The sequence below is a fragment of the Mesorhizobium sp. M2A.F.Ca.ET.042.01.1.1 genome (assembly GCF_003997405.1).
GTDB lineage: Bacteria > Pseudomonadota > Alphaproteobacteria > Rhizobiales > Rhizobiaceae > Mesorhizobium.
Window position 1 is genome coordinate 57,472 of record NZ_RZRX01000005.1, and the last position, 7,170, is coordinate 64,641.

At 63.8% G+C, this 7,170-nt stretch carries 7 protein-coding genes; 4 read left to right on the plus strand and 3 right to left on the minus strand.

What is annotated here, in order from left to right:
* Positions 1 to 11 precede the first annotated feature (11 nt).
* The 3 genes from EOA23_RS01750 to EOA23_RS01760 are packed head-to-tail and all read right to left on the minus strand — an operon-like array spanning position 12 to position 3,080.
* Positions 12 to 872: a carbohydrate ABC transporter permease gene (locus EOA23_RS01750; RefSeq protein WP_127302674.1), complete on the minus strand. Its 861-nt coding sequence runs from the start codon at positions 870 to 872 to the stop codon at positions 12 to 14.
* Positions 869 to 1,759, minus strand: a complete 891-nt coding sequence (locus tag EOA23_RS01755; protein ID WP_127302675.1) for a sugar ABC transporter permease — start codon at positions 1,757 to 1,759, stop codon at positions 869 to 871. Before EOA23_RS01755 ends, EOA23_RS01750 begins: the two co-directional genes overlap by 4 nt.
* A gap of 28 nt (positions 1,760 to 1,787) precedes the next feature.
* Complete coding sequence (locus tag EOA23_RS01760; RefSeq protein ID WP_127302676.1) at positions 1,788 to 3,080, minus strand: extracellular solute-binding protein; 1,293 nt, start codon at positions 3,078 to 3,080, stop codon at positions 1,788 to 1,790.
* Positions 3,081 to 3,403: 323 nt separating this feature from the next.
* Here EOA23_RS01760 and EOA23_RS01765 point away from each other — a divergent pair, with 323 nt between their 5' ends.
* The 4 genes from EOA23_RS01765 to EOA23_RS01780 all read left to right on the plus strand — a co-directional run.
* A complete protein-coding gene (locus tag EOA23_RS01765; protein ID WP_127302677.1) occupies positions 3,404 to 4,675 on the plus strand; it encodes an extracellular solute-binding protein in 1,272 nt (423 codons plus the stop codon).
* A 52-nt stretch (positions 4,676 to 4,727) separates the two neighbouring features.
* Positions 4,728 to 5,660, plus strand: a complete 933-nt coding sequence (locus EOA23_RS01770; RefSeq protein ID WP_127302678.1) for a sugar ABC transporter permease — start codon at positions 4,728 to 4,730, stop codon at positions 5,658 to 5,660.
* The gene (locus EOA23_RS01775; protein ID WP_127302679.1) at positions 5,657 to 6,511 is read left to right on the plus strand and encodes a carbohydrate ABC transporter permease; all 855 of its coding nucleotides are present in this window, start codon (positions 5,657 to 5,659) and stop codon (positions 6,509 to 6,511) included. Before EOA23_RS01770 ends, EOA23_RS01775 begins: the two co-directional genes overlap by 4 nt.
* A partial coding sequence (locus tag EOA23_RS01780) for a PIG-L family deacetylase (RefSeq protein ID WP_127302680.1) occupies positions 6,508 to 7,170 on the plus strand: 663 nt, incomplete at its 3' end. The genes EOA23_RS01775 and EOA23_RS01780, both read left to right, overlap by 4 nt.

Here is a 7,170-nt window from a genome sequence, read left to right on the forward strand (position 1 = left end):
ACTCTCGCAAACTAACCTTTGATCGCCGAACCAACGATCGAATCGACGAAGAAGCGCTGCAGGAACACGAAGAGCACCAGCGGCGGCAGCACGGCGAGCGTCGCGCCGGCCATCACCAGGCCGGTGTTGACCGCGCCGCGATTGTAGCTGAGCAGCCGGCTGAGGCTGATGACGATCGGATAGGCGTCGGCATTGCCCTGCAGCACGGTCAGCGGCCAAAGGTAACTGTTCCAGTGATAGACGAAGGCGAACAGCGCCAGCGCGGCAATCGCGGGTGCTATGCTCGGCGCCACGATCTTGTAAAGGATGAGAAGCTCGGAGGCGCCGTCCATGCGCGCTGCGTCGATCAGGTCGTCGGGCACGCCGGCGATGAACTGGCGCATCAGGAAGATGCCGAAGGCGTTGGCGAGGTTGGGCACGATGATGCCGGCGAGGCTGGCGCTCAAGCCCAGCGAGCCGACCATGCGGTAGAGCGGGATCAGCGTCACGATCGGCGGCAGGAACATGGTGGCGATCAGCACCGAGAAGAGCAGCGAGCGCCCGCGGAAGGAATATTTGGCGAAGGCGTAGCCGGCCATCATGCTGGTGACCAGGATGCCGGCGGTGGTCACCGAGGCGATGACAAGCGAATTCCACATCGAGCGACCGACATTGATGACGCCGGCGACCTTTTCGTAGGCTTCGAGGGTCGGCATGCGCGGGATCCAGACCGGCGGCACGTGCATGGTCTCGGCCGGCGTCTTCAGGCTGGAGAGCACCATCCAGGCGAGCGGGAAGGCGGAGGCGACGGCGACCAGCAGCATGGCGCTCGCAAGCAGCGCCTTGCGGCCCGAAGGGCGCTTGCGAGCGAGCGATCGGGTAGCCGCGCTCATTCGCTGTCCTTGCGGTTGACGAAGGCGAACAGCGCCGAGACGCAGACGATCAGCGACAGCATGAGCATCACCGCCATGGCCGAGCCCAGCCCGCCCTGCGCGCGTTCGATGCCGACGCGGCGGATATGGTAGGTGAGCACATTGGTCGAGCCCACCGGCCCGCCTTGCGTGATCAGCGCCACCGGCTCGAACACCTGCACGGCGTTGATGATGGCGATGACGGCGCTGAAGAGAAGCGTGCGGCGAAGCAGGGGCAAGGTGATGAAGCGGAACTGCTCGCGGCCGTTGGCGCCGTCCAGCGTCGCCGCCTCATAGAGGCTGCCGGGGATCTGCGTCAGCCCGGCGATGGCCAATACGGTGAAATAGCCGACCTGCTGCCAGACATTGAGCAGCACGATCGAGACCAGCGCCGAGCGCGGTGAGGAAAGCCAGGGTTGCGGACCGATGCCGACCAGGCCGAGCAACTGGTTGAGCGGGCCCTCGCTCGGCGCATAGAGTTTCGACCAGACCAGCGCCACCGCGATCATCGGCACCATGTAGGTCGAAAACAATACGGTGCGCAGCGCCGTGCCGCCGGCGACGTCGCGCTGATAGACCAGCAGTCCGAAGACCACAGACAGCGGCAGGATGAGGACGACCGACAGTGCGGTGTAGATCGTCGTGTTGAGGAGCGCCGTCTTGAAATCACGGCCGACCGAGGTGGGGCCGAAGATCTCGTGGAAATTGCCGAGGCCAATGAAGCTCGCCTCGGAAAAGGGCGTCTGCGTCGACCAGTCCTGGAAGGACAGCCAGATGGTCAGCAGCATCGGCAACAGCACGAACACGCCGATCAATGTCACGGCGGGCGCCAGCATGATGCCCGCCGAGGCACGAAAAGCTTTGGCCATTCACCTGCTTCCGGTCAGGGACCCGAACTTACTTGGCGGCGCGCTCCAGGATCGACGTGGCGTCGGCCTGCGCGTTCGCCTGCGCATCCTTGGCCGAGACTTGGCCATACTGCAACGCCTCGAGCGTCTGCTGCAGGGATTCCGAGAACTCCTGACCGCCGAGCACGACAGGGAAAGGCTGCGCATCGGCGAGCACGGAGACGTAGCCGGAGAGGAATTCCGAGCCGAGCTTATCCTTATGCGCTTCGATGTCGGAGGTGCGCGACGGCAGGATGCCCATCGACATCAAAATGTCCGACATGGCCGAAGCGCCGTTCTTGCCCGACTTCGGGCTGTTCAGCCAGGCGAGGAATTGCCAGGCCGCCTTCTGCTCGGCCTCGCCCGCCTTGGCGTTGACGACCGTCATCCAGGAATAGGAGATCGAATGCGGCTTGTCGCCGCTCGGGCCGACGGGGATGGGAGCGGTGGCGACGTTTGCGAACTTGTCGCCCATGCCGGTCTTGAGCGCGCTTTCCCACCAGTTGGCCATGATGATCATGCCGGTCTTGCCGGAGACGAAATTGTCGAGGAACGGACCGGTGGTGTTGGCGTCCGCCGTCGCCATCGCCGGATTGCTCGCGCCGGATTTTATCAAGTCTTCATAGAGCGCGAAGGTCTCGCCGGCCTGGGGACTATCCAGCGCCGGCTTGCCATCCTTGACCAGGTTGCCACCATTGGAGACGAGCAGCGAGGCGAAAGGATGGACCACGCCCGCTGCCCATGAGTTGATCATGCCGAAGCCCTGCTGGCCCTTGTCCTTGTCGGTCAGCTTGGCGGCGGCATCCTTGAATTCGGCCCAGGTCTTGGGCGGGGCGGCAATGCCGGCCGCCTTGAACAGTTCCTTGTTGTAGTTCAGCGCGTAGACGTCGATCTCGTTCGGGATGCCGTAAAGCGTGCCGCCGACGGAAGCGGCGCTGACGACGCCGGCTGGCCAGGCGCTCTTCACCTCACTGGCAACAGCATCGGGGGCTGGGGCGACGAGCTTGTCCTTAACCAGTTCCGGCAGCCACAGATCGTAGATGCCGCCGATCGTCGGGCCGTCGGAGGAACCCCCCTGCGAGCGCAGCGTGGTCAAGAGATCGCCGAAAGGAACCGCGCGCACGGTGACGGCGACATCCGGATGCTGCCTGGAAAAATCCTTGGCCGCCGCCTCGAGCAGAGCCACCGTCTCCGGCGACCAATGCGTCAGATAGGAGATGTTGACCGATTGCGCCCAGCCGGTCGCGGGCAGCGCGATGAGCCCCGCGGCAAGCGTCAGCTTCGAGATCCAGGCAAGCGACATCGGCATCCTCCACACAAGCTGCAACAAGAGCAATGACGTTATGACAAGTTTGAGCAAACGCGCAAGCCCTCGCGTGCGAACGTTCGGATCAGATCTGTGGACCAAAAAACTCGGCGGCGTCGATTTTCACAAAATAGTAAAATAAAATCAAGTAGATGAAATATCTCTTCCTATCCCATCCCCGATCGAGCGAAGCCCTCAACATGTCTGCGCCCCCTTGCTCGTGGCATCATGTCGTTATAATGACTTTGCGAAAAGGCAAACGAACGCTTCCGGGCTGCTGCGATGCGGACCTCAAAACCGAGAAAATGGGAGAACTGGCAATGAGCATGCTTTCCATACACCGGCGCGCCGCGCTTGGCCTGATCGGCGGCCTCGCTGCTGCCGGCGTGGGTATCCTTACGACGCTGCCGGCTCGCGCCGACTCGACAGTGACGCTGTGGAGCTGGCGCACCGAGGACGAGGCCGCCATGCATCGCATCTTCGAGGCGTTCGAGAAGAAGAACCCTGATATCAAGGTCGACATCCAGTTCACGCCCGACGCGGACTACCAGAACCGCCTGAGCACGGCGCTGCGCGGCGGGCGCGGTCCTGACATCGCGCAGCTCAAGGCCTATGGCGAATTGCAGCCCTTCATCGAAGGCGGCTATCTCGACGCGCTCGACGACAGCGTGGCGGAACTGAAGAACATGCCGGACGCGGCCCTTGGCGGCGCGCGCGGCCGCGCCGACGGCAAGCTCTACGGCGTGCCCTATTCGGTGCCGATGATGGGCGTCTTCTACAACGAGGAGATTTTTGCCGCGCAAGGCATCGAGATCCCGAAGACCTACAAGGACTTCGTCGCCGCCTGCGAGAAGCTCAAGGCGGCGGGCATCACGCCGATCGCCAATGGCGGCGCCAACGGTTCGGCCTGGGAGCTGGAGATCGGCGTCGGCGTCATCGGGCCGACGCTCTACGGTCCCGGCTTCTACGACGAGATGATGAGCGGCAAGTCCACATTCGAGGATCCGCGCTATGTCGCGGCGCTGAAGCGCTTCGCCGAGCTGAAGCCGTACTATTCCGATGGCTTCGCCGGCATCGACTACACCACGGCGACGCAGCAGTTCATCGGCGGCAAGGCGGCGATGTTCTTCGGCGGCTCGTTCGAGAACGGCAGCTTCAAGTCGCAGAACCCGAAGCTGAAATTCTCAATCTTCCCGTTCCCGGCCGACGACGCATCGACCAAGCTCTACACCTCGGCCTTCTCGGACGGCTCCTACGGCCTTGTGTCGGAAGGCCAGAACAAGGAAGCGGCGACCAAGGTGCTGAACTACATGGCCTCGGCCGAATTCGCACAGGCCTTTGCCGACGAGCTCGGCTGGCCGCCGGCCCGCACCGACGTCACCGTCAAGGATCCGGTTTTGTCCAAGATGATGGAGATGGCGAAGAACTCGACGCCTTACCTGACGCTGGTCGGCTTCCGCTGGCAGACGCCGACGGCGTCGTCGGTGCTGCAATCCGAGATCATCGACATGGTGGAAGGCAATGTCGCGCCGGAGAAGTTGGCGGCCGACATGCAGGCCGCGATCGCCACCTGGTTCAAACCCAAGCAGTAAGGCAGGCTGCCGGCCGCGACATGGCCGGCAGTCCACTCCCACCGAGCAGCGCATGACCAAGTTCCGCCGCACGACCAGCCTCCAGCGCACGCAACAGCGCATGGCGGTGCTGTTCATCCTGCCGGCCTTGGCCATCTACGGGCTGTTCGTGCTCTATCCGCTGCTCATGTCGCTGTGGGGCAGCTTCTTCACCTGGAAGGGGCTGCGCATGCAGGAGTTCGCGGGCCTCGCGAACTTCTCGCGTCTGTTCGTGTTCCCGAGCGGCGAGCGGCTATACGGCGCGCTCTGGCACAATGTCGCGTGGTTCTTCGGCATCATGCTGCTGCAGAACGGGCTCGGCCTGTTGTTCGCCTGGCTGCTTTTCCTGCGCGGCAGGGGCGCTGCCTTCTTCCAGTCGGTGTTCTTCTTCCCCGCCGTGCTCAGCCCCGTCATCGTCGGCGCGCTGTGGCGGCTGCTGCTCGCGCCCGGCGGCATCGTCGAATGGGCGCTGAACAGGCTTGGCCTGCATCAGGGCAGCGTGACCGTGCTCGGCAACAGCCATACCGCGCTCGGCATGCTGATCGCCGTCGACGCCTGGAACTGGATGGGCCTGCCGGTGCTGATCTATACGGCGGGCCTCAGGCAGATTTCGCCGCAGGTGTTCGAGGCGGCGAAGCTCGACGGCGCCGGCAATGCGCGCATGCTCTATGCGATAGCGCTGCCCTTGCTGATGCCGGCGCTCGGCACGCTGACAACGCTCTCCTTCATCAACACCTTCAACCAGTTCGACATCGTCTATGTGATGCAGGGCGTGCAGGGCAATCCGAGCTACGCGACCGACACGCTGGTGACTTATTTCTACAGGCTGGCCTTCGGCGCCGAAGGCGCGGTCGGCATCACCGACATCGGGCTGGCGCTGGCGCTGGGCACCATGCTGTTCCTGATCCTCAGCATCGGCACGCTGTTGATGCTGCGCTTCTTCGACAAGCGGACGGTCGAGCTATGAGCGCCACGTCCGTTCAAGCATTGGCTATCCCACAGAAGCTGGCGCGACTGCCCGGCTGGATCATCCTGCTGGTGTGGACGGCCGCCGTGCTCTTGCCGCTCTACATCCTCGTCGTCTCCTGCTTCAAGACAACTGCCGAGATCTACGACAACCGGCTCGGCCTGCCGCAAAGCTGGGCCCTCGACAATTTCGTGAGCGCCTGGACGCGCGCCGATCTCGGCCACAATTTCATCAACAGCCTGGTCGTCACCGGCGGCGCCGTGATCCTCACGATCGTCGTCTCGGCGATGGCCGCCTATCCGCTGAGCCGCTACAAGCTCGGCTGGAATGGCATCATGCTCGGCCTCTTCCTTTCCGGCATCATGCTGCCGATCAGGCTGGCTTCGGTCGAGCTGTTCACGCTGATGCGCAGCCTCGGCCTGCTCGATTCCCTTACAGGACTGATCCTCGTCTACTCGGCGATCCGCATTCCCTTCGCCGTCTTCATCTTCGCCAATTTCATGCGCGTGCTGCCCTCCGAGCTCGACGAGGCGGCGCGCATGGACGGCGCCGGCGAGACGCGTATCCTGTTCCAGATCGTGCTGCCGATGGTGAAGCCGGCGGTGTCGATCGTCGCCATTTTCACGGCGATCGCGGTGTGGAACGACTTCTTCTTCCCGCTGATCTTCATCTTCGACGACCGCTACAAGACGGTGCCGCTGGCCATCAGCGTGTTCGTCGGGCAGTTCCGCACCGATTGGGGCCTGGTGTTCGCTTCGCTGGCGATCTCCATGGCGCCGATTCTGATCATGTATTGTTTGCTGGCGCGCCAGATTCGCGAGGGCGTCGGCGCCGGGGGAGGCATGAAATGATCGAGGACAAGGTCTATACCGCGCGCTCGATCCTGGTCGTCGGGGCGCATGCCTTCGACGCCGAGGTCATCGCCGGACCTCTGGCGGCGGCGGCCGCCAAGAATGGAGCGCAGGTCACCTTCCTGCATCTGTCGATGGGCGAGCAGGGCCATCCCTGCCTGATCCCGGAGCATTATTCGGGACAGAAGGAGGACGAGGCGGCGAAGGCCGCCGCGCGGCTCGGCGTCGCCATGCGCAACATGAAGCTGCGCGACGCCTTCCTGCCCAACGACAACGCAACAGCGTTGCAGGTCTGCGACGTCATCCGCGAGCTGAAGCCGGAGGTCGTTATCACCCACTGGCACGGCAGCTGGCACAAGGACCACCGCGCCGCGGCGCATCTCACCCAGACCGGCATCTTCTTCTCGGCGCTGCCGACGCTGAAGCGCGCCCAACCCGCGCATACGCCGCAGCTCCTGCTGTTCGGCGAGAACTGGGAGGACGACGAAGGTTTCCGGCCCGAGCATCTCGTCGATGTCAGCGCCGGTTTCGACGCCTGGCACGAGGCGGTGATGGAGTATGAGCTGGCGCGAGACTTAAGCAGCTTTCCCTATGTCGATTATTACAGCGCGCTCTACAGGCTGCGCGGCTGCCTGCGCGGCACGCGCCATGCGCAGGCC